The sequence below is a fragment of the Hominifimenecus sp. rT4P-3 genome (assembly GCF_051055405.1).
In the GTDB taxonomy this organism is placed as follows: domain Bacteria; phylum Bacillota; class Clostridia; order Lachnospirales; family Lachnospiraceae; genus Pseudolachnospira.
This window is the reverse complement of record NZ_CP167068.1, coordinates 1,263,982-1,285,530: the sequence shown is the minus strand read 5'-3', so window position 1 is coordinate 1,285,530 and position 21,549 is coordinate 1,263,982. Positions and strand designations below refer to the sequence as shown.

The window sequence follows — 21,549 nt, the reverse complement described above, 5'->3', positions numbered from 1 at the left end:
TGATTTCGCGCCTTTGTGCCAATGAAAGATTTCTTATCTCCACGCCAAATCCAACTTCCGGATTCCTTCTTCAATCTGCTCCTGCGTCAAATTGGCATAACCTAAGATTACTGTATGGCTTTCTCTTTGATCTGGCGCTAAAAAATAGGAGGATAAACCGTAGACTCGAACGCCCGCTGCTTCCGCCGCTTCTAAGAGTTCCCGTTCCGTCCGGCCTTGTTTCGATTCCAAAAGCACGTGAAGACCGGCCATATCCCCTTGAATAAGAAAGCGGTCCTCCAAAGGTTCCAATTCACCAATCAATTTATCGTGCTTATTTCGGTAAATCCCCCGCATCCGATTCAGATGGCGCTCAAAATATCCCTCTTCCAAAAAACGCCGCAGTATTTCCTGATCCACACGGGATACCGTGGAAGAATAAAATCCACAGTTTTCCTGATATCGCCCAATGAGATGTTTGGGAAGCACCAAAAAGCTGACTCGAATCGCCGGGGCCACCGCCTTGGAAAAGGTCCCCAAATAGATCACCCTCTCCTTTTGGTCAAAGCCGCCCAAAGCTGGAATCGGTTTTCCCCGATAACGAAACTCACTGTCGTAATCATCCTCAATGATATACCGCCCGTCGACCTCCCCTGCCCAGTTCAAAAGCTCCTGCCTCCGGCGAATCGGCATTACAATCCCCGTCGGATATTGGTGCGAAGGCATAATATACGCGATCTTTGCGCCGGAACTACGCAGTGCCTCTACTTCCATCCCATTTTTATCCATGGGGACTGGGACTACCGGATGGCCAAGACGCCGGAAAACCCGGTACGCCTGCTTATAGGTCGGATCTTCCATAGCAATCTTATGATTTCCCAAGATTTGATTCAACAACATCAAAAGATATTCGCTTCCCGCGCCAACAATCATCTGCTCCGGCAAGCAGGTAACGCCGCGGGCCGACTGCAGATACCGGCAAATTGCCTGACGTAACGCCAACTCTCCTTTGGGCTCTCCGCTGGTAAACAAATTTTTGTTGGCCATGGTCAAGGTTTCACGGGAAAGCTTCCGCCAAGTGTGAAGAGGAAAATGATCCAGGTCAATTCCGCGGGGTGAAAAATCGATCTTCCTCTCTGCCTTTTCTTCTACCGGCAAAACGCTCGCCTCTCGGCATCCGCTTTCCTTTTCATCCATAGAAAGCAGGACGTCGATCTCCGCAACAAAGTATCCTCGGCATGCCTCCGGTTCCAGATACCCTTCCGCGGTTAACTGGTCATAGGCCAACTGCACGGTACTGCGGCTGACGCCAAGGTTTTTAGAAAGCTGTCTGGTTGACGGCAGCTTCGTATGAGCCAAGATCCTTCCTTGTTGAATCTCTTCTTTTATAAAGCGATAAATCTGCTCATATATAGGAGCAGATTTATCATCAAAAGGAACCAATAATTCCATCATACGTTTTTCTCGATCTTAAAGGAACTTTTCAAAGACACAATTCGGTTAAATACCGGTTCTCCCGGCTTGGAATCCTTGGAATCCACGCAAAAATAGCCATTTCTTACAAACTGGAAGCGATCTCCTACCACTGCCTCTGCCAAAGCGGGTTCCACATAGCAGTTTTCCCGCACCACCAGAGAATTGGGGTTCAAATTCAGCGTGCCATCCTCGGCAAACATCCCTTTTTCCTGATCCACAATATTTTCATAAAGCCGCGCCGTTACTTTCTTAGCCGTGGGCGCTGCCACCCAATGGATGGTTCCTTTTACCTTACGGCCAGTAAAACCGCTGCCGCTGCGCGTCTCCGGGTCATAGGTACAATGAATCACGGAAACTCTGCCGTCCTCGTCCTTCTCATAACTCTGACAGGTCACAAAATAGGCGTTCATCAAGCGTACTTCGTTGCCAGGGAAGAGACGGAAATATTTTTTCGGAGGTTCCTCCATAAAGTCTTCCCGCTCAATATAAAGCTCTCTGGCAAAGGGAACCGTTCGGCTTCCCAGTTCCTCGTTCTCCAGGTTATTTGGTACATCCATATATTCGATCTGATCTTCCGGATAATTATCAATGATCACCTTTACCGGGTCCAGTACAGCCATCATCCGGGGCTGTTTCAGCTTTAAGTCCTCGCGGATGCAATACTCCAGCATCGCAATATCCACCACGCTCTGGCTCTTGGACACGCCGCATAAGTCCACAAACATCTGAATGGACTCCGGCGTATATCCGCGGCGGCGCAACCCACTGATGCTGACCAGACGAGGGTCGTCCCAGCCGTCCACGATTCCATCTTCCACCAATCGTTTGATATATCTCTTGCCGGTAACCGTATCTTTCAGATAGAGCTTTGCAAACTCGATCTGACGGGGCGGTTCCTCAAACTCACACTCCTGCACGACCCAATCATATAGGGGGCGATGATCTTCAAATTCCAAGGTACAGATCGAATGGGTGATATGCTCTAAGGCATCTTCAATTGGGTGGGCAAAATCATACATCGGATAGATGCACCAGCGATCTCCCGTCCGATGATGGCTCATGTGGGCTACCCGGTAAAGGATCGGGTCCCGCATGTTGATGTTAGGAGACGCCATATCAATCTTGGCCCGAAGCACCTTCTCCCCGTCCGCATATTTGCCATCTTTCATCTCTTCAAAAAGCTTCAGGTTTTCCTCTACAGGGCGATTCCGGTACGGGCTTTCTTTTCCCGGCTCCGTCAAAGTCCCACGGTATTCCCGAATCTCATCCGGAGTCAAATCACACACATAGGCTTTTCCCTTTTTGATCAGTTTGACGGCCAATTCGTACATCTCTTCAAAATAATCGGAGGCAAAAAATAGCCGTTCCTCCCAGTCGGCTCCCAGCCACTTGATATCTTCCTGAATGGCTTCGACAAATTCCAGCTTCTCTTTCGTCGGATTCGTATCGTCAAACCGCATATTAAACTTGCCGCCATATTCTTTTGCAAGATCATAATTTAACAGGATCGCTTTAGCATGGCCGATATGCAGATATCCGTTTGGCTCCGGAGGAAAACGTGTCTGCACATGGTCATAGACCCCCTCTTTCAAATCCTGGTCAATCATCTGTTCAATAAAATTCTTAGAAACGGTATTTTCCTCCATCGTTTCCCCTTTCTCTGAAAAGTTTACATTTTGTTCACATAATCCATCAAAAAATTTCACAATTCTCTTTTAATATCTAATTATAACAAATGAACTTGTTAACTAGCAAAACTTTTTTCATAACGCGCCGGCACGCGAGTGCCGGCATCCTCTTTTTCTAAGGTTATTCTCGAATATACACGCCCTGTTCTTCCCAAAAGTCTAACAATTCCTGCATGGCTTCTTCCGCCCAGTTTTCACTGACCGGACCATCGGTCTCTTTGGATTTTTCCACCTGTTGTTTTTGTTCCTTTTCTTCCATTGCCCTGTTCCCTTTTTGTAATTTTTCTTGATTTTTCCAACAACAAAGACTTTTTACCTATTATAAACGCTGGTTGAAATTCCGTCAAGGCACGGGTTCAAAAACAACAACGCCGATAAGCCATCTTACTTACCGGCGTTGCTGACACCTATTTATTTACTTTTCTTTGTCTTCTGTTTTAGGCCAAACAACATACATACGCCCAATAGGGTACATACGCCTAACAAAACCCAAAGGTGCAGATTGCTGCTATCGCCGGTCTTTGGCGTGCCCGAAGAGTTCGGGTTATCCGGAACGTTGGGATGCCCCGGATTATCTGGTTTATTTGGATCATCCGGCGGGGAAGGCGGGTTTTCCGCATCTCTATGGTTTGTAAAGGCAACCGCTGCGCCCTCACCATCTGAAATCGTTCCGTTTTCATTTTTGGAAGTGGTTTCATAGCCGTCTTGATTCGCTTCCACCTCAGTTACCGTATACCCGGTCCCCGCGATCAGCTGTTCAATGGTAATACTCTCTCCACTTTTTAGCGAAATCGTATCGCCGCTTCTCAGCGTTCCGCTTTTGCTTCCCGTATAGTGATAGCTGTCCGGCAGCTCACTGCCATCCATTCCAGCCAGGGTTACGATAAAGTGGAATTCCTTTGTCTGATCTCCAGCCTTTCCGGTAACCGTTTTACTGATGCTCAAACTGCCAGTCTTCCAGCTCTCCCGGCTGTTCGTAAACGCTGCTTCCTCCACCTTGCCCTCAACGATCGTTCCCGCTATCGATCCCTCCTTCGGATGTGCGTACCAACCATCCTCTTTGGCTTCTGTCACCGTGTATTTTGTTCCAGCGGGCAGGCCAAGGATGGTAATGCTCTCGTCGTGATGCAAAGGAATCGTACTTCCGCTCTCAATATATCCCGATTTGTCTGTACCGTAAAAATAATATTCTCCCTCTAGGTTTTTCCCATCTGGGCCAATGAGAGTGATGGTAAACGAGAAGTTTTTGGTATAGTCGTCCTCCGAGGCGGCATGAACCACCTTTTTGCTCAGCACTAGCTCACCTGTCTGCGTATCCGGCTCCATCTGATCCGTCACCACGACCAGATTTAGGAGGCTAAACAAACTGGTAATATCGATGCTGCCTAAATCGTCCCAATATGTTTGGCTGAGCGCCTCATACATATCCTGTTCCAGCGCACTGCTGTTCTGTTCCACGCGTGTCCGAATAAAACCGGTATCGGTAACGAAGAAAGGCAAAAAGTTCTTTCCGCCGTCTTTATCGTGGAGGCCATAATCGATCATCTCATTTCTCTTATAATGCAGATTCATGCTCCGCTTCACCTGGCCGCTCGTGTCGGACAGCGCCATATCCGTCCAGCCCGTCAAGTCAAACTTGCCGGAATCCTGAACCTGAGCATACGCAGTGATATCCCGAATCGTAATATTCACATCGCCATCATGGGCATATTTGACCATGGTTTGAATCAGCTTACCCACTCCTGCCATCACAGTCACGCCATCATCCTTTGTACCGGCGTCGGCATAGATCGAATAAATACCAACGATCACAGGAATCACCGTCGGATTCAGGTGATATCCGGCAGGCGCGCTGATTTCTTTCAAATAGTACTCGGTATTTAGTGAATTGGCCCACTCCATCTTCGCGTAGCCATCCTGCTCGCTGTTATAAGGAGCAAATACCAGCATACCATTTTGGCCGTCCACGTTCGCGGTCGTCCCCTGAGAAACCGGATCACCCGTGCAATCTGGATTATCATACAGCGCAAACGTCACGCCATTGACGGATTTTCCATCCTGGTCTACTTTCCATACCCGCAATTCTCTCTGCTCGTTGGGGACATAGATCAAGGAACGGAAATTTCGATTAAACTGATCCACATTCAGGAAACTGAAGCCAAATCCGCTTCCTGTGCTGGCATCTGAAACAGATTTGATGCGGCCGGCAATCTCTTCCACCGCCTCATCTAAAGTCTTTCCATTTTCTTTTACCAACTGATTGACACAACGGCCCAAATCTAGATACATCTCATGATGATCGGAAGATACGGCATCTGCGCCCATCACCGCCGCCAGAGCTTCCGGAGTAAGCATCGCATACTCCATGCGCATATCCGCATCTGCAGCATTATTTAAGCGGTAACGCGCCGCATTTCCTGGCAAATCGCTCAGCGTGCCTTCCAAATGCCGTTCCTCTGCATTCCAGGTCAAATGCCAGTCGGCAGTCCACGATTTGTCCTGTACGTCCGCGGCTGCAGCCGTTTTCGCGCTTTGATACAAAATGGCTTTCAGCGCCGCTCCCCTCCAATTGTCAACCACTTGATCAGGGTCGTCGTGATCATAGGAAACCGCCTGAAATCCCTCTACATTGTCGCCGTACAAAGGGGCCCATTCCTGGGTTCTCTGGTGCATCATCAGCATGGGAATTGCCACTACGAGGCCCTTCTCTTGTACTTCGGAGGAAACATGTTTCGCCGGATTGCTCTCCACATTCCCAGTAGCAGGATTGTAATGCCCGTAGGTAATCGTATTGTTTCCCGCGATCGTAGAGATAAAGCTGGCATAGGCGCCGGTCGTCCAACGGTTGGACACAGAAAGCATGGTCGTTTCCGGATTATATTCCAGAACAACGTCAATCGGCAAAGTTCGATAACCTGCCGGCGCGTTGCGTTCTTTTAGGATATAGTATTCTCCCTCGCCTGTTTCCTCATTATAACGATCCGCAAAATTAAAGGGTTCTGCTACCCCATCTTTCGCGGAGGTCTCCGAACTGACAAAAGGGGCGATGCCATCCGCTCCCGTCTTTAGGGTTGCGATCGGCTGATTGCTGCCGGCTTGAGCCACATAGATCGGATCCTCGCTGGTCCTGCCATGTACATTCGTACATAGAAGCGCGTTTTCCGTGCCGGCGTCGACTTTTCTTGCGTCATACAGTTCAAACTCCACGCCCTGAATCGGATTGCCGTTTTGATCTACCTTTTTGATTTGCTGGTAGAGCCGAGGCTGGAGGTTAAACCGGATCGCAAGGCTGGAGTCATAGTTCCCGCGTTCCAGATAAAACATCTTCAGCGTATGGTTCGTATTGCTGGCAAACGTATTTCCCGTCCAGAAACGAGTATCCTCCATACCCGCCTCCCGGAACACATCCCGGAGAGTAGTATGTGTCACCATTTTAGCTCCCGCAGGATCTTCCGGAATCCCGTCGTCTCCTGCGGCGCCGAATCCTCGGCCAACATAGATATCCCCGGTCGCAAAGTCAATCGTTCCGTATAGTTCGCTGTGAACGCCTCCCAGATCTAAGACCAAAACGTCGTCAATAAAGATCCAAATATCATCGTCCCCTGCGAATTTAAAGGTCATCGGCACCTTGCCTTTGGCGCCAATATTGACTTTACCATCCGTTGGCTGACGGAAGTTCATATCTATGGTCATCCCCAGATGGTGATTCATGGTATTTCCAAAACATGCGACGCTGCTGGTAAGCTTTCCATCCGCATCAACGCCATTAAATACTTCCGAACCATTATTAAAAGGGAAGAAATTCCCGATGCTCCCCACCCCATCCGTACGCACGGTAGCGGGAGCGTCGTAAAGCGTGAACCGATTCTCATCCTTATTATATTCGGCGAAATTCTCACGCATATTGTAATAGTAATAGCCTTCATCATCCAACTGGAACAGACCCTTCACGTTGGTATAGCTCTGTTTGTTGCTATGATTTTTTTCCGGATCGAACAGATAACTCAAAGATTCCGTTCCATCTCCAATGCTCTGCCCCGCATGATTTTCCCAATTGGCAATTACGGTTTCGCTTAGATTTTGCACTTCCTCCGACTGATTGGCATATGAAAAATTGGGATCCTCCGTCTGTTCGATGGATAATTTCCAGTCCTTAATCAGCGTCCAATCTCTTTCCGCCTGATTCCCCGTCAATTTCTGCCGCGCGGCATCCATATTGATCTCCGGATAGCCGTTCTTTAATACGGGCTTTACAATATTTTCCATACCGGCATAGGTTTTTCCATAATTCGTATTTTCACCCGCGCCTTTATTCCAGAGTCCTCCGTGGACAACCCCATCTCCAAAAAGCAGAAGATGGTTTTCATTAATCCCTCTATTCCAGTTATCTGGTCCTGAAAAATTGGCCTTACTGCCATCTTCCCGCCAATGTTTGGCGGCCTCTTTTGTCAGGATATCTCCATTGGGCGCCGTCGGAGACTGTCCCCTATCGTCAACCCAATAATCAAATAAATTTACCGTTGTTTCATCCGGATCGATCCCCTGCACTTGGTGGCTCTCCAAAATCGTCGGGTCCAGCGCGTATAATTCCGCGCCTCCTAAATCCAAAGTGACCGCCAAGGGCATCTCGGTTTCTTCCAGAATGTATTCCTGAGTGAAAGATGCTTGGAGCAAATAGCGCCCTTCATAGGCGCCCTCTTCCGGAAAAGAGCTGAAATCCCAAATCAGATCCACCATCTGTTCGGTCCCATCCGCGAGATAAGCCCTGATTTGAGAGGGAAGCATCTGCGTCAAAATATCTACTGTCACAGGATTCTCAGCGCTCGCTCCGGGCAATGCCAGAAACCACTGGCTGCTTCCTTCATTCCAAACCAAATAGGATTCCTCATCTACCCATTCCCAAGCAGAAACCTGCGTCTCATTCTCTTGATTGCAAATTTCACAGACATATCCGCAAGGCTGCCCAATCACTGGCTCTACATAGCCGCATGCACTGTCATGCTCATGGGCGCAGGTAGTATCTTCACTATCCTCGTTCCAATTACATTCATCATTGTGTTCATGGAGACAAGGCGCCCCCTCTTCGGACGCAATATAACCACATTCCGCTGTATGCTCCGGATGATGTTCACACAGACCGGTATCCTCCTGTGCGAATGCTTGAACCGTACCAGCCAAATAGGGAGAAAGCATACATACGCACATCGCTATTGCCAGCATACGTCGGCGTGCTTTTCTAGACAAGTTTCGTTTTCTGTTTCGCATGATACTCTCTTTTCCTCCTTTATATCTTCTTAAATCTTTGAACCAGAAAAAATTTTTCCTCGCTGCTTCTCATCGGGATTCTCCTAGATGGGAATTTTCTCTCCGATTAGAAGACGGCATTTCGGCATTGTTCCGTAACCTGATATTGTTTTCCTATGTCGCACTCCACATAACACATCCGATTCTTACACAGTCCCGCTCCTTCTGGAAAATGTCTAAGTTCGAGTTTTGACCTCGATATCATTTTAGCCATCGCCTAAGTCATGTTTTTCCTACGCCGGTAATTTTCATGACTGGATATACAAAGATGATGTCCACCACCTTAGCTGCACATCACGATAAGATTATACTATTCGCTTTTTTGAAAAACAAGTATTTCCTTAACTTTTCGATCTTTTTTTCATTTTTTATTGGTGAAAAATGAGAAAAAAATCACTCAATTTATAAGTTTTTTACAAAGCACCTCCGTCTCCGGTGCTGCCGCGTTTCAAAAAATTTCCATAACCCCTGCACTTGCTTATTTTCTTCTAACTCTGGCCCCGTCTCTGCAAAACGAATCCCACGCTTACGGGCTTCTTTTGTCATACTATAGAGCAGCACGGCTGCCAGCCCCTTATTCTGGTATTCCGGCGCTACAGCGACCAGGTAAAGATCCAGTACCTCCGCCTTCTGGAACGGAGCACGCAAAATTCGGTACCAACCAAAAGGAAATAAGCGTCCTTTGCTCTTTTTTACCGCCCGGTTCATGGACGGCACGGCAAAGCCAAGGCCTACAAGCTCCTCTTGTGCATCCACCAACAATTTTGCATACGCCGGATTAATCAGCAGCATAAATTGTTGATAATATTTCCGAACCAACCCCTGCGTCAAGGGTACCGTACCATATAATCCGTTATAGGTACGGTTTAAAAGATCAAACGCACGGGAAATGTATGGTCTCAGTTCCCGTCGGGATTTTGGCTCCACAAGGCGCAGTCCATAACGCTTTAACGCCCTCTCCTGCAAGCGGCGCAGCGTTTCCAACTCCTGGTCCGGAACCTGAATCTGAAACTCCAGCCAATCGACGTCCTTTTGATATCCCAGGCTTTCCAAATGTTCCTGGTAATAAGGCGCGTTATGGATCGTAACCATCATGCCGTCCTCGTCGAACCCCTCGATCAGCATCCCCTCTTGATCCATGTCGCAAAATCCAATCGGTCCATGGATTTCCGTAAGGCCCAGCGTCCGCCCCCAGTTCTCCACCGTCTCCAAAAGAGCTTTTGAGACCTCTTTATCATCGATAAAATCTAATCGAGAAAAACGAATTCTTTTGGTTCCCCACTTTTCATTGGCTGCCTGGTTTACGATTCCAGCGATCCGTCCGACCGGCACGCCGTCTCGAAAAGCCAGCCACCGTTTTGCCTGACAAAACCCAAAAGCAGGATTTTTCTTTGGTTCAAAATTATCTCTCTCGTCAGATAAAATATCCGGGATTGCCTGAGGTACATTCCGATACATCTTTTCATTCAATCCAGTAAAGATTCTCTTCTCCCTCCGGGTCTGCACCTCCCGTACTTCTAGCATTACCGTTTCCTCCCTCACCGTTCTCTTCCCAGAGAAAAACCATTCACGACTGCCGTCCGTGGTTCCCAGCGTAAAAGCTTACTCCTTTGTCAGATACGCCACGCCGATTGTTCCCGGCCCGCAATGTACGCAGATGGAACACCCCGGCTGCAAAGTGATCACTTCCTCCACCTCCGGCTGGCATTCCCGAATCACCGCTTCAATCTGTGCATTCACCTCTTCATTGAAACTAGTATTTGCCACAAAAATGCGTCTGGTGTCCACATCCTTCCGACCTGCCAGCGCCTGTTCCATCAGTTTCCGATATACAGACGGGTTGCTTCCTCGATATTTCTTTCCTGCTAACAGCTTCCCATCTACCATGTCAATGCCCGGCCTCAGTTTCAAAAGGCTGGCTCCCATCCCGGCAAGATTGCTGCACCGGCCGCCTTTCCACAAAAACTCGATAGATTCCACCACAAAGCTGACATGAACTCGCTTCTTCATAGCATTAATCGACTCCACGATCTCCGGCGCGCTCATCCCCTGATCGCGCATTTCGCAAGCCTCCAGAATTAAAAGAGCCACGCCAATCGAAACGCTGCGCGTGTCAATCGAATATACATTATTATATTCTTGGGATGCCGTATAGGAAGCCTGAAACGTGCTGGTCATCTCTGAACTGATATGAAAATGAATCAGGTCCGCATCCGGATTTTGCTCTAGAATCGGTTTCCAAAACTCGTGGTAATCCATGGAATTCGGCGCGGAAGTCGTACAAAGTTTTCCGGTATTTTTATAATAATCAAAAATCTCCTGGGGAAATACATTTTCCATGTCTTTCCTCGGTTCCGAGCCTACATTCACCGGCAGCGGCATAAATCCAACAGAAAGCCTTTCCCGCATTTCAGGCGTCAAATCACACGTGCTGTCTCCAATAATCAATACTTTTCTTTTCACTTTACTCTCCTATCTCATTTCTAATGGTAACGATATTTCCTGTACCAAATCTTTGACAACTTCACCAGCAGCAATCAATCCGGCCACGGAAGGCACAAAAGCCACGCTGCCCGGCACAGCCCGCCGTCCGTCTTCCTCCTCGCAAGGAAGCGGGGTCCTAGCTGGTTCCGTAGAATAGACTACTTTTAAAGAAAAAATCCCTCTCTTTTTCAGCTCTCTTCGCATCACACGGGCCAAAGGACATACGGACGTTTTCGAGATATCCGTCACAACAAACCGCGTAGGGTCTAATTTATTTCCAGCCCCCATACAGCTAATCAACGGAGTCTCTGCCTTTCTCGCCCGTACTGCCAGCTCTAACTTTGCCGTCACCGTATCCACTGCATCTACAATATAATCATATTCTCCCAAATTCAAATCGTCCGCAGTCTCCGGCAAATAGAAAAGCCGCATGGCCCGTACTTTTATATCCGGATTGATATCCAAGATTCGTTCCCGCATCACATCTACTTTATAACGGCCTACGGTACTCTGAAGCGCCACAATCTGACGGTTTCGATTACTGACGGAGACGATATCCGGGTCAATCAAATCAATCGCTCCGATCCCGCTGCGAGCCAGTGCCTCCGCCGCATGACCGCCAACGCCTCCGATTCCAAAAACAGCCACCCGGCATGCGCTTAGTTTTTCCATTGCCTCTGGCCCAAATAGAAGCTCTGTCCGCAGAAACTCTTCCAATATTTTAGATTCCTTTCATACTTACTTTATTATTATTTAAGATTTTATCAGCATACCATGATTTTCCCGTTCTGGCAAATCAAATTTTTCCTTAAACAAATTTTTATTCAAGAACTCCCATAGGCTTCTTGAATTCCGTTTCAGTATAGCGTATACTAGAAAAGATTTTTATAGAAAATCCTTAAATTTTTCTGAAGTTTTTATACTTCTATTACATTTATCCTTTATAATAGAGGAAGCAGGAAGCAAGAAGCAAGCCCGATGGGGCAAAGGATTTGGGAGGTATCGTTATGAAAGAAAGATTTCGGCAATTCATGATGGGACGGTATGGCGCCGACCAGCTTTCCCGTTTTATCATGGGATGCGGTATTGTCACCCTCATTTTATACATGATTCTCCGCGGCCGCCTATGGTATTGGCTGACGCTGGTTCTTTTAGTTTGGAATTATTACCGCGTGCTGTCTCGCGATCACAACAAACGATACCGGGAAAATTTAAAATATTTAGAACTGCGCAGAAAAGTCACCGGGATTTTTCGGGGTACACGCACATCGGCTCAGGACAAAAATTTTCGTATCTACCATTGCCCCTCCTGCCATCAGAAGGTCCGCGTTCCCCGCGGAAAAGGAAAAATTTCCATCACCTGCCCGAAATGCCGCTGCGAATTCATTAAACGTACCTAACGCGCAAAACAAAGGAAACTATGAAGGGAGATACCAGCTATGTTCGGATACATTACCGTAAATAAACCGGAGCTTCTGGTAAAAGATTTTGATACCTATCGGGCTTATTACTGCGGTTTGTGCCACGCGCTGAAAAAGCAGCTGGGAAAACGCGCCCAACTGACGCTCTCCTATGATATGACCTTTTTAGCCATCTTGCTGACTGGGCTTTACGAACCGAAAAACGTGCGGACTTGCCACTGTTGTCTATTGCATCCTGCCGTGAAGCATCCTACCTATGAAAATCCTTATCTGGATTACGCCGCCGCCATGAATCTTCTCCTATCCTATTACAATTTGCTGGATAACTGGAGGGATGAACGCAGCGTTAAAAGCAGAATCCTGGCGATCGCCCTCCGCCCGGCAGTCAGACGAATCAAAAAGCAATACCCCCGCCAAACAGCCGCGGTATGCCGCTATCTGCGCCGCCTTTCCCGCTGTGAGCAGGAAAGCTCCACCGATCTTGACTACGTATCGGGGCTGACTGGAGAAATGTTAGGAGAAATCTTTGTATATCAAGAAGATTCCTGGGCTCCGATCTTACGGCGAATGGCTTTTTTCCTCGGAAAGTTTATCTACCTGATGGACGCTCTCGACGATTTGGAAAAGGACCGGAAAGACGGCCTCTACAATCCTTGGGCAGAGATGGCGCACCAGCCTGATTTCCAGAAAAACGCAGAAGACATCCTAACCATGATGATGGGGGAATGTTCTCTGGCATTTGAACGGTTGCCTATTTTAAAAAATACTGCTATACTACGTAATGTACTTTATTCCGGCGTTTGGAGTAAGTACGAGAAAATCAAGGAGAACCAGAAACATGTCTGATCCGTACCAGGTGCTGGGCATCCCGTCCACAGCCTCCGACGACGAAGTTAAAAAAGCATATCGCCGCCTCAGCCGAAAATACCATCCGGATGCCAACATCAACAACCCCAACAAAGCAGAAGCAGAAGAAAAATTTAAAGATGTCCAGCAGGCCTATGAGCAGATCATGCGCGAACGGGAACAAGGGTATCGCGGAAACGCAGGTCCTTCCGGCGGCGGCTATGGACAAAGCAGTTACGGAGGATATGGACAAGGCAGTTACGGCAGCGAAGAAGAAAATCCCTTCGGCGGTTTCTGGGGACCATTTGGAGGCGGTTTCTGGGGGAGTTTTGGAGGCCAGCAGCAACAGCGCCAGGAACAATATACCGGTGAAACCGGTCAAAAGCTACAGGCTGCCGCCAATTATATCAATGCCCGTCACTATGAAGAGGCATTAAACGTCCTAGATAGTATGAAAGATCGGCCGGCACGATGGTACTATTTTTGCGCCATCTGCCACAATGGAATGGGAAATAATGTAAACGCCCTCTCCTATGCGAAGCAAGCGCTCGCCATGGAACCGGACAATCCAGAATATCAAATGCTGGTGCAGCAGCTCCAATCCGGCGGACGCTGGTATCAACAACAAGGACAAAGATATGGCGGACGCTCCGCTATGGATTGCAATACACTCTGCTGCAGTATCTGTGCTTTACAGCTCTGCTGCAGCGGCTACGGACGGTTTTTCTGCTGTTAGCAGGAAAAACCGTCTTTTTTTATGATCCCTTTTTCCACAAAAGCATCGATCAGACTTTTCGCATAATCCCAAAGTTCCGGCGCCCCCTCCGGCGTGCGGCAGTTTCGACGCAAAATCTGACCTTCACAGACACCATGTTCGCTCCAGGAACGTCCATTGGACGCAGCGTTTAAGAGAATGGGCTGAATTTTATCCAGAGCGTTGGCAAAACGGGATTCCGGTGTGTCCATTCGTTCAAATTCTTCCCAAAGCCCGCGAAGCTGTTCTGCCTGATCGTCAGGTAAGATTCCAAAAATCCGACTGGCGGCTTTTTCTTCCCGTTCCTTCTTCGTCGTATTTCCCGCCGAATCATAAGCGTAGGTATCGCCTGCGTCAATCTCCACCAGATCATGGACCAACACCAAAGACACGACGTGCAGCGTATCCACTGGCTCCTTCGCATACTCGCCAAGAAGCAGCGCCATCACGGCCATATGCCAGGCATGCTCGGCGTCTCCCTCCTTCCGGCTCCCATCCGCTAAATAAGTCTGGCGCATAATTTCTTTTTGCTTATCGATCTCCAGAATGAAATCCATCTGCTTTCTCAACCGTTCGTTCACTGAATCTTCCCTCCTTTAAAAAAGAGACCGTACCTGCCGGTCGGTCTCTCTTCCTGCAAAAATTGTTCTTTTACTCTACGTTTTCGCACTCATTCTCCACGTATTTACGAATATTGGAGGCATTCACATAGATCTTAGGATTCTGTCCGTCGTCCACAACAAAGGTGGGAGCCTGACGGATTCCATATTTCATCACCAAATCCTGTTCTTCCTCGGCGTCGATCAGAGTATACTCTTCTCCCTTTAAAAATTCCTTTGCAATTCGACAGTTGGGGCAAGTCTTGGTGGTAAAGAGATACTTTCTGGCCTCCGGATTCTGCACCCTAGCAGCCTGCACCGGCTTTGCGCCAATGGTCACATAATTTCCAGCCACGCCGCTTCTGCGAAGCCGGGACTGTTCCATAATATAGGTACGGCGGTTCTTATACTCCTGAGTCTTGCCTTCATTCCAGTTTTGCACCGGGCGGTAGTAACCGGTAATCCGGCTGTAAACTTCCGCGCTCTTTCCACATTTCGGACAGGTAAAATGCTCCCCGCTGATATACCCATGCTCTTTGCAGACGGAATAGGTCGGAGACAGGGTATAGTACGGCAGTTTATAATTTTCCGCAATCACGCGGACCAATTTCGCCGCCGCCTTCCAATCCGGCAGTTTCTCGCCAAGGAATGCGTGGAATACCGTGCCGGAGGTATAAAGGGTCTGCAGCTCGTCCTGGATATCCAGCGCTTCAAAAATATCGGCGGTATATTCCACCGGCAGGTGGGAGCTATTGGTATAGTAAGGCGAATCTCCTTCTGCTCCGGCCGTCCGGATGTCCGGCCAGCGGTCGCGGTCATGCTTCGCCAGACGATATGCCGTCGATTCGGCGGGGGTTGCCTCCAAGTTATACAGATCGCCATACTGCTCCTGATAAATCACCAGGCGTTCCCGCATATGGTTCAACACTTCTTTCGTGAACTCCTGCGTCTTCTCGCTGGCCATGGATTCTCCCAGCCAGGCAGCGTTCAGGCCAACCTCATTCATGCCGACCAGACCCAGAGTTGAAAAATGGTTATTAAAGGTTCCAAGGTAAGATTTTGTATAAGGATATAACCCTTCATCCAACAAGCGGGTGATCACTTGACGTTTGATCTTTAAGGAGCGGGCCGAGATATCCATCACCTTGTCCAAACGCTGATAAAACTCCTCCGGCGTCTTAGACAAATAGGCAATCCGCGGCATATTGATCGTAACCACGCCAATGGACCCGGTGCTCTCGCCAGAGCCGAAGAAACCACCGGACTTCCGGCGCAGTTCCCGAAGATCCAGACGCAGACGGCAGCACATACTGCGGACGTCGCTGGGCTCCATGTCGCTGTTAATGTAATTGGAGAAATAAGGAGTTCCGTATTTAGCCGTCATTTCAAACAGCAGACTGTTGTTCTCCGTATCGCTCCAGTCGAAATCTTTTGTGATCGAGTAGGTCGGAATCGGATACTGGAAACCGCGGCCGTTGGCGTCGCCCTCAATCATGATTTCCAAGAAGGCCTTATTGACCATATCCATTTCCTTCTTGCAGTCTTTATATTTGAAATCCATTTCTTTTCCGCCGACAATGGCATTCATCTCAGCCAAATCGTTGGGAACTGTCCAGTCCAGCGTAATGTTGGAAAAAGGTGCCTGCGTTCCCCAACGGGACGGCGTATTTACACCGTAGATAAAGGATTCAATGCACTTCTTCACTTCTTCATAGGAAAGGTTGTCCACCTTTACGAACGGCGCCAGATAAGTGTCAAAGGATGAAAACGCCTGAGCGCCCGCCCACTCATTCTGCATAATGCCAAGGAAGTTTACCATCTGATTGCAGAGCACGGACAGATGTTTTGCCGGAGAGGAAGTGATTTTTCCAGTAATTCCGCCGAGGCCTTCCTGAATCAGCTGTTTCAGAGACCATCCTGCACAGTAACCGGTCAACATGGAAAGGTCATGTAAATGGATATCCGCATTGCGGTGAGCGTTTGCAATTTCCTCATCATAAATCTCGGACAGCCAATAGTTTGCCGTAATCGCTCCAGAATTGCTTAAAATCAAACCTCCTACGGAATAAGTCACCGTGGAATTCTCCTTCACGCGCCAATCTTCCACTTTGACATAACTATTTACCACGTCCTTATAGTCCAGGATCGTCGATTTCATATTCCGGAATTTTTCTCTCTGTTTACGGTACAGAATATATGCTTTCGCCACATCCGTGTAGCCTGTCTGTTCCAATACATGTTCTACACTATCTTGGATTTCTTCTACTGTGATTTTTCCATCTCGGATTTTTTCCTGAAAATCCGCCGTCACGCGTAGCGCAAGCAGTTCCATAATCTCTTCGCTGTACTGCTTATCCGTCGCCTCAAACGCTTTCTGAATCGCAGCCGAAATCTTGCGCAGATTAAAGTCTGCGACCTCTCCATCCCTCTTCACCACTTGAAACATGACTTCATCCTCCATCAATTCTGTCTCTACACTATAGCACAAGATATAGTATGTGTCAATCATTTCCAATGGAAGATATGGTGATTTCCTTGCCATTTTTTATACTTTTATTGTATGGAAATATTTCCCAGCAATCAAAAAATGCCGAAGAAAACCTGCATTTTTCCAGCGTTTATCCGGGTTTTTCCGCATACATTTCCAAATGATATAGGTCCAAACCCAGGGAAGTTTTCTTCCGGAAACCAGTTTGGCAAGAGAGGCGCCCAGACTGTATAGATCGGAGGCAATTCCCGGCGTCTGCCCTTCCTCCGGATATAACTCCGGGGCTGCATACCCCTCGGTACCATGACCAGAAGGATTTTGGCCCAGCCAAAAAGCGGAACCAAAATCGACTAACATTAGCCTGCCTTCTGCGCTCGCAATCAAATGCTCCGGTTTAAGATCCCCATGAATCAAAGGGGGCGACTGACGCTCCAAATATTCCAAAATTTTTAAAAGTTCTAAAATCCATCCCCAAATCTGTCCCAGTTCCGGACACTCTTTGCTGCAGATTTCCTTCAGATTTTTTCCCTTCGCCCACTCAGTTACCAAAAAGAAATGCTCTTTCCCCTCCCGAAAGTCCAGAACCCTCGGAATTCCCGGATGGCACAATCCTTTCAGCACTTCTCTCTCCCTTACCAAAGCCTCCACCGCCTGAGGGTTGTCTTTTACCGCGGCCTTCACCGCCACAAAGATCTCTAAATTGCGGTCCTTCGCCAAAAAGACGGTGCCGTTTCCTCCTTCTCCCAGCGGAGAAACCCGCTCGTACCGGTCTGCCAAAACCGTCCACAACTCTTTCATTTCATTCCTTCTTTCACCGGCCCCCATGCACCTATTTTATCAAAAGAAAAAAGGACAGTCCCGCAACAAACCGTCACACTTTGTTGCAAAACAATCCTTTTTCACCTATCTTCTAGTTTTCTATTTAAAGGCGGTTGTAAACTTCCGCCGGCACATAGCCTGTCACATGAATTCCGTCTTCTTCATACTCTTCAGACAACAGCTGTCCATATTTCCGGATCGCCTGAACTTTTCCTGCCTCTGCATAAGGAAAAGTCTTTTGTACATATACCTTTCTCTCCCGCAAAATATTTGCCAGCGTAATCTTCAATTCGTCTAAGCCCTGCCCCGTCTTCGCAGAAATAACCAACGTATCGTCGGCATGGGAATCATAGAGATGAGGAAGTTCCGCCACCTTATCGCTCTTATTAAAAAGCGTCACTACCGTCTTGTCTCCCACACCCAGCTCCCGCAGAGTATCATAAACCACATACATCTGTACATCCATCTGTACGCTGCTGCTATCCACCACATGAAGAATGATGTCCGCATGCTTCGCTTCCTCCAGCGTACTTTTAAATGCTTCAATCAGATGATGGGGCAATTTGCGAATAAAGCCAACCGTGTCGGTCAAAAGAATCTCCTCGCCAGCCGGCAATTCTAAACTCCGCGTCGTCGGGTCCAGCGTAGCAAACAATTTGTCCTCCGCCAGAATATCCGCGCCGGTCAACGCATTGAGCAGCGTGGATTTTCCCGCATTGGTATAGCCGACGATGGCCGCCACCGGAATTCGGTTTCGGCTTCTCTGCTGCCTCGTCACCTCCCGGTGCCGCTTGACGTCTTCCAGCTCCCGTTTCAACCAGGAAATCCGTTCGTGGATCAGACGGCGGTCCGTCTCCAATTTGCTTTCTCCTGGTCCTCTCGTACCGATACCGCCGCCCAGCCGGGACAAGGAATTTCGAAGTCCAACGAGACGCGCTGCCCGGTAACGAAGCTGCGCCAGCTCTACCTGTATCTTCCCTTCCCTTGACGTTGCATGTCTGGCAAAGATATCCAAGATCACCAACGTCCGGTCCATCACCTTCACGTCCAGAGCCTGTTCCATGTTTTTCATCTGGGCAGGCGTCAGTTCATCATCGCAAACGACTCCTGTGGCCCCTAGATCCTGAATCCGTTCCCGAACCTCCTCCAGTTTGCCGCGTCCGAGATAGGTGCCTGGGTGAATCTGCTCCCGGCTTTGAATCATTTTTTCCAATGTCACAGCCCCGGCAGTCTCCACCAGCTCTTCCAATTCATCCAGGGACTCCTGCATGGAATCGATACTTCCGGTGGCAACTCCCACCAGGATCACCCGCTCCTGCTCTTCCTTTATTTCGATCATTCGCTTCTCCTGTCAAACCTTCTGCGTCGTGCTGCCCAGACCTCCATTTCGGATTCCTTCCGCCGCATCGTCCACAGTAATACCATACTCCATAAAAATACCTTGGGCAAACCCAACGCCCGCCGGCAGTTCGATCTGTTTGCCGGAACGGGAATCATTGGTCACTTTGATAAAAATATGGCCCTCGTTGTCCGAATAAAAATAGTCGCTGTCAATCACGCCTACCGTATTGTCCATCTGAAGACGATACTTAAAGCCCAGACCGCTGCGGGGATAGATCATCAATACCCAGCCTTCCTCCATCTCCGCCCGAATGCCTGTGGGAACCTTGATCGTCTCCCCCGGCGCCAGCTGAATCGGACAAGGCGTATAAAAATCATAGCCCGCAGATCCTCTCGTAGCCCGCTGGGGCAGACGGATATCCTCATAAACCGCCGTGCCATCCTCTCCAAATGTATCGTTCCAATCCGCCAGGAAACGCTCCCGGCTCACCTTATGAAATTTCGCAATCTGCTTCATTGATTTTCTCCTTTTATCCTCTTGTTCTTCCATGCCTGCTCCCCCCATAAATGAGGACAAAGAGCATTATTATTATATCGGAAGCCGAAAGATTCTGCAACAAAAAGCTCCAAATCAAGAACCCAAACGCCTTTTTTGCATATACTAAAAGGAGTGCGAAACTTCGGAGGTTATTATGAGTCTAAAAACATGGCATATCCTTGGTCTTTTTCTTACTTTGATTCTCGGCCCTCTCCTTCATTTCACCTATTCCTGGTCCGGCCATCAGCCTTTTGTCGCCTTATTCAGCCCTGTCAATGAAAGCGTCTGGGAGCATCAAAAACTTCTCGCTATGCCCTTTTTCCTATTTGCCGTCATAGAATATATCGCCTATGGAAAATATCTTCCGAATTTTTTCGCTGTAAAACTAATCGCCCTGTTGTTAGGAATTTTGACCATCGCCGGCCTATTCTATTCCTACAGCAGTATTCTCGGAACCAATTATCTTCCCCTTGATATTGGAACCTTTTTCGCCGGAGTTATCGTTGCCTACATGTTCAGTCTTTACAGCTTCCGGAAAGGTCTTTTTCTAAAAGGCCCCTTTCCCACACTGGCCGGTCCGCTTTTCCTTCTTCTGTTGGCCGTCTTTTTCCTTTTTACATTCTATCCCCCGAAGCTTGGTCTATTTTACGATAGTGTTTCCGGGGCATACGGCATAAAAAAATCTGTCTGAAGCAGTTCTTTTATCCATAACACGTTTTCATAAAAGTAGGCGGCATAGCCAAATTCGACCATGCCGCCTGTTTTTTATTCCTCGAACAAAGGCGTGCTAAAATACCGCTCCGCCGTATCCGGAAGTACGGTTACCACCGTCTTTCCTTTTCCCAGCTTTTCCGCCAATTTCAACGCTGCCGCCACATTGGTTCCGCTGGAAATACCGCACATCAGGCCTTCCTTGCTGGCCAAATCCTTCGCGGTCTGAATCGCTTCCTCATCGGATACCACATAGATATGACTGTAGATCGTTCGATCCAAATTGTCCGGGATCAATCCGTCGCCAATCCCCATTTGAAGATGGGTTCCTATGTTTCCACCGGCTAAGATCGCCGCGTTTTCAGGCTCTACCGCCCAAATCTCCATCTCCGGATTCGCTTCTTTTAGCATCTGTCCAATTCCCGTAATGGTACCGCCCGTTCCAATCCCAGAACAAAATCCATCGATCGGCCCATCCACAGCTTCTAAAATTTCCTTTGCCGTGTGCTTCCGATGCACCTCCGGATTCGCCGGGTTGGAAAATTGCTGGGGAACAAACACGCGGGAATCTTCTTTTGCCATCTGCATCGCAGTCTGCAAACACTCTTCGATACATGCGCCAATATCTCCTGCATCATGGATCAGCTTTACTTCCGCCCCATAATGCTGCACTAGGAGACGCCGTTCCTCGCTGACGGAATCCGGCATAATAATAATTGTCCGGTATCCCCGAACCGCTCCAATCAGCGCCAGGCCAATTCCCTGATTTCCGCTGGTCGGCTCCACAATAATGGTGTCCTTCTGAATCCGTCCTGATTTCTCGCCTGCTTCAATCATATTCAAAGCGGTTCTGGTCTTAATCGAGCCGCCTACATTCAACCCCTCATATTTCACCAAAACCCGCGCTGCTTCCGGGCGATTCATCCGCTGGAGCTCAATTAACGGGGTTTCCCCGATCGCTTCCAGTACGTTATGGTAGATCATCCTTCTCCTCCTAAAATAGTCCTCGGTTCAATATATCACAAAACTTCCCATTTTGCTATTGTTTTTTCACCGATTCCAGAACTTTTCTTACTGCCTTTATAAACAAAGAAGACGGAT

General features: G+C 48.4%; 17 protein-coding genes. 4 read left to right on the top strand and 13 right to left on the bottom strand.

Going from position 1 to position 21,549, the window contains the following annotated elements:
• Positions 1–33 precede the first annotated feature (33 nt).
• The 7 genes from ACCC71_RS05990 to ACCC71_RS05960 form a co-directional block, all read right to left on the bottom strand.
• Complete coding sequence (locus ACCC71_RS05990) at positions 34–1,431, bottom strand: PLP-dependent aminotransferase family protein (protein ID WP_434311816.1); 1,398 nt, start codon at positions 1,429–1,431, stop codon at positions 34–36.
• A complete protein-coding gene (locus tag ACCC71_RS05985; protein WP_434311509.1) occupies positions 1,431–3,101 on the bottom strand; it encodes a glutamine--tRNA ligase/YqeY domain fusion protein in 1,671 nt (556 codons plus the stop codon). The genes ACCC71_RS05990 and ACCC71_RS05985 overlap by 1 nt, the downstream gene beginning before the upstream one ends.
• Positions 3,102–3,264: 163 nt before the next feature.
• Positions 3,265–3,402 carry a hypothetical protein gene (locus ACCC71_RS05980; RefSeq protein WP_434311508.1) on the bottom strand — a complete coding sequence of 46 codons (138 nt, stop codon included), beginning with the start codon at positions 3,400–3,402 and terminating at the stop codon, positions 3,265–3,267.
• A 152-nt stretch (positions 3,403–3,554) separates the two neighbouring features.
• On the bottom strand, positions 3,555–8,408 hold the full coding sequence (locus tag ACCC71_RS05975) for a DUF7601 domain-containing protein (RefSeq protein WP_434311507.1): 4,854 nt from the start codon (positions 8,406–8,408) through the stop codon (positions 3,555–3,557).
• A 441-nt stretch (positions 8,409–8,849) separates the two neighbouring features.
• Positions 8,850–9,971, bottom strand: coding sequence for a GNAT family N-acetyltransferase (locus ACCC71_RS05970; protein ID WP_434311506.1), 1,122 nt, complete (start codon positions 9,969–9,971; stop codon positions 8,850–8,852).
• A gap of 78 nt (positions 9,972–10,049) precedes the next feature.
• Entirely contained in the window at positions 10,050–10,910 is an 861-nt protein-coding gene (locus ACCC71_RS05965; RefSeq protein WP_434311505.1) for a DegV family protein, read from the bottom strand.
• A 9-nt stretch (positions 10,911–10,919) separates the two neighbouring features.
• Positions 10,920–11,651 carry a tRNA threonylcarbamoyladenosine dehydratase gene (locus tag ACCC71_RS05960; protein WP_434311815.1) on the bottom strand — a complete coding sequence of 244 codons (732 nt, stop codon included), beginning with the start codon at positions 11,649–11,651 and terminating at the stop codon, positions 10,920–10,922.
• A gap of 287 nt (positions 11,652–11,938) precedes the next feature.
• Here ACCC71_RS05960 and ACCC71_RS05955 point away from each other — a divergent pair, with 287 nt between their 5' ends.
• The 3 genes from ACCC71_RS05955 to ACCC71_RS05945 are packed head-to-tail and all read left to right on the top strand — an operon-like array spanning position 11,939 to position 13,934.
• Positions 11,939–12,331 carry a hypothetical protein gene (locus ACCC71_RS05955; protein WP_434311504.1) on the top strand — a complete coding sequence of 131 codons (393 nt, stop codon included), beginning with the start codon at positions 11,939–11,941 and terminating at the stop codon, positions 12,329–12,331.
• A 39-nt stretch (positions 12,332–12,370) separates the two neighbouring features.
• Positions 12,371–13,198: a DUF5685 family protein gene (locus ACCC71_RS05950; protein ID WP_434311503.1), complete on the top strand. Its 828-nt coding sequence runs from the start codon at positions 12,371–12,373 to the stop codon at positions 13,196–13,198.
• On the top strand, positions 13,191–13,934 hold the full coding sequence (locus tag ACCC71_RS05945; RefSeq protein ID WP_434311502.1) for a DnaJ domain-containing protein: 744 nt from the start codon (positions 13,191–13,193) through the stop codon (positions 13,932–13,934). The genes ACCC71_RS05950 and ACCC71_RS05945 overlap by 8 nt, the downstream gene beginning before the upstream one ends.
• On the opposite strand, the gene ACCC71_RS05940 is transcribed toward ACCC71_RS05945, so the two are convergent.
• The 5 genes from ACCC71_RS05940 to ACCC71_RS05920 all read right to left on the bottom strand — a co-directional run bounded on the left by ACCC71_RS05940 (position 13,931) and on the right by ACCC71_RS05920 (position 19,716).
• Positions 13,931–14,533: an HD domain-containing protein gene (locus ACCC71_RS05940; RefSeq protein WP_434311501.1), complete on the bottom strand. Its 603-nt coding sequence runs from the start codon at positions 14,531–14,533 to the stop codon at positions 13,931–13,933. The two genes, ACCC71_RS05945 and ACCC71_RS05940, sit on opposite strands and share 4 nt — an antisense overlap.
• A gap of 70 nt (positions 14,534–14,603) precedes the next feature.
• A complete protein-coding gene (locus ACCC71_RS05935) occupies positions 14,604–16,997 on the bottom strand; it encodes a ribonucleoside triphosphate reductase (protein WP_434311500.1) in 2,394 nt (797 codons plus the stop codon).
• A 99-nt stretch (positions 16,998–17,096) separates the two neighbouring features.
• Positions 17,097–17,837, bottom strand: a complete 741-nt coding sequence (locus ACCC71_RS05930; RefSeq protein ID WP_434311499.1) for a serine/threonine protein kinase — start codon at positions 17,835–17,837, stop codon at positions 17,097–17,099.
• A gap of 124 nt (positions 17,838–17,961) precedes the next feature.
• Positions 17,962–19,197 (bottom strand): GTPase HflX, encoded by a 1,236-nt coding sequence (gene hflX / locus ACCC71_RS05925; protein WP_434311498.1) that lies wholly within the window; start codon positions 19,195–19,197, stop codon positions 17,962–17,964.
• A 12-nt stretch (positions 19,198–19,209) separates the two neighbouring features.
• A complete protein-coding gene (locus ACCC71_RS05920; protein WP_434311497.1) occupies positions 19,210–19,716 on the bottom strand; it encodes a deoxyuridine 5'-triphosphate nucleotidohydrolase in 507 nt (168 codons plus the stop codon).
• Between the two features lie 175 nt (positions 19,717–19,891).
• Here ACCC71_RS05920 and ACCC71_RS05915 point away from each other — a divergent pair, with 175 nt between their 5' ends.
• Positions 19,892–20,428, top strand: a complete 537-nt coding sequence (locus ACCC71_RS05915; RefSeq protein ID WP_434311496.1) for a DUF6512 family protein — start codon at positions 19,892–19,894, stop codon at positions 20,426–20,428.
• A 74-nt stretch (positions 20,429–20,502) separates the two neighbouring features.
• Here ACCC71_RS05915 and cysK read toward each other — a convergent pair whose 3' ends face one another.
• The gene (gene cysK, locus ACCC71_RS05910; protein WP_434311495.1) at positions 20,503–21,432 is read right to left on the bottom strand and encodes a cysteine synthase A; all 930 of its coding nucleotides are present in this window, start codon (positions 21,430–21,432) and stop codon (positions 20,503–20,505) included.
• Positions 21,433–21,549 lie beyond the last annotated feature (117 nt).

Bases quoted from the DNA above. Each gene is read 5' to 3' on its own strand.
- ACCC71_RS05950 (WP_434311503.1), top strand. From the start codon at position 12,371: ATGTTCGGATACATTACCGTAAATAAACCGGAGCTTCTGGTAAAAGAT.
- ACCC71_RS05945 (WP_434311502.1), top strand. From the start codon at position 13,191: ATGTCTGATCCGTACCAGGTGCTGGGCATCCCGTCCACAGCCTCCGAC.
- ACCC71_RS05975 (WP_434311507.1), bottom strand. From the start codon at position 8,408: ATGCGAAACAGAAAACGAAACTTGTCTAGAAAAGCACGCCGACGTATG.
- ACCC71_RS05990 (WP_434311816.1), bottom strand. From the start codon at position 1,431: ATGGAATTATTGGTTCCTTTTGATGATAAATCTGCTCCTATATATGAG.
- ACCC71_RS05980 (WP_434311508.1), bottom strand. From the start codon at position 3,402: ATGGAAGAAAAGGAACAAAAACAACAGGTGGAAAAATCCAAAGAGACC.
- cysK (WP_434311495.1), bottom strand. From the start codon at position 21,432: ATGATCTACCATAACGTACTGGAAGCGATCGGGGAAACCCCGTTAATT.
- ACCC71_RS05985 (WP_434311509.1), bottom strand. From the start codon at position 3,101: ATGGAGGAAAATACCGTTTCTAAGAATTTTATTGAACAGATGATTGAC.
- ACCC71_RS05955 (WP_434311504.1), top strand. From the start codon at position 11,939: ATGAAAGAAAGATTTCGGCAATTCATGATGGGACGGTATGGCGCCGAC.
- ACCC71_RS05915 (WP_434311496.1), top strand. From the start codon at position 19,892: ATGAGTCTAAAAACATGGCATATCCTTGGTCTTTTTCTTACTTTGATT.
- ACCC71_RS05930 (WP_434311499.1), bottom strand. From the start codon at position 17,837: ATGAAAGAGTTGTGGACGGTTTTGGCAGACCGGTACGAGCGGGTTTCT.
- ACCC71_RS05970 (WP_434311506.1), bottom strand. From the start codon at position 9,971: ATGCTAGAAGTACGGGAGGTGCAGACCCGGAGGGAGAAGAGAATCTTT.
- hflX (WP_434311498.1), bottom strand. From the start codon at position 19,197: ATGATCGAAATAAAGGAAGAGCAGGAGCGGGTGATCCTGGTGGGAGTT.
- ACCC71_RS05920 (WP_434311497.1), bottom strand. From the start codon at position 19,716: ATGAAGCAGATTGCGAAATTTCATAAGGTGAGCCGGGAGCGTTTCCTG.
- ACCC71_RS05935 (WP_434311500.1), bottom strand. From the start codon at position 16,997: ATGTTTCAAGTGGTGAAGAGGGATGGAGAGGTCGCAGACTTTAATCTG.